The following is a 776-nucleotide window of genomic DNA, read 5'->3' on the forward strand; positions in this document are numbered from 1 at the left end:
GGAGGGAGCGGCCTTACCCGCTTGGCAGTATTTGGGGGATGTAGGGGTAGGATTGGATGTTGTGCACCGGTATGGGACGACTCTTAGCGCCTATGCGGCTTTCCCAATAATGTCTATTAATGTACCGGTGGATCAGCGGAATTATGCTACAGGAGGAAGAGCAGCTATTCTGTTTGTGTTAAGACAAAATTTTTGATTTTTTTTTGTTGACGGTTAGAAAAGGAATAGAGAACATGCGGACAATATAAAGGAGGGAAGGAATAGGCAAATATTTTATTTTTTTTATTATTTTTTGGTTGACAGAGTGAAAAGAAAGTTAGATAACACTCCAGCGAGTCTAGAAAATTAAAAATAATTCAAGGAGGAAAACTAAAGTGAATAGAAAGTTCTTAAGAAAACTCTACAAGGCGCTTTTAATTTTAGCGGCTGGGCTATGGTTAAGTCTGGGGCAAAAAGGTTGGGCAATCCCGTTTTCAAATCAATTACCTGGAAATGGACAATGGGTATCAGGAACACCTTCAACAGCTCCAACGTATACAGGTGTGCTAGGATCAGCAACGTTAACAGTATCTGCACCTACAGGCATACTATGGGGTTCAGCTGCACCGAACATAACAAATGTTCCAGGAAGTGCGCCTGGGTTTAATATTGGTCAAAGTGCCACTTTAACTATAAATGGTGGTTTTCCGGTGTTAAACGTGGATGTCACGGGGAATCCATCCTACATCATGGGGTCCTTAACTGCTGCTGCTAGTACCCCTGTATTTGTGGCTAAT

At 42.0% G+C, this 776-nt stretch carries 1 protein-coding gene and 1 pseudogene; both read left to right on the plus strand.

What is annotated here, in order from left to right; all coding sequences use genetic code 11:
• Positions 1-196 (plus strand): annotated as a pseudogene (locus A7Q09_RS10480) (hypothetical protein); the annotation flags it as partial.
• A gap of 178 nt (positions 197-374) precedes the next feature.
• On the plus strand, positions 375-776 hold a 402-nt coding region (locus A7Q09_RS10485; RefSeq protein ID WP_208526694.1), incomplete at its 3' end, for a hypothetical protein.

It is taken from the genome of Methylacidiphilum sp. Yel, from assembly GCF_004421185.1.
GTDB lineage: Bacteria > Verrucomicrobiota > Verrucomicrobiia > Methylacidiphilales > Methylacidiphilaceae > Methylacidiphilum.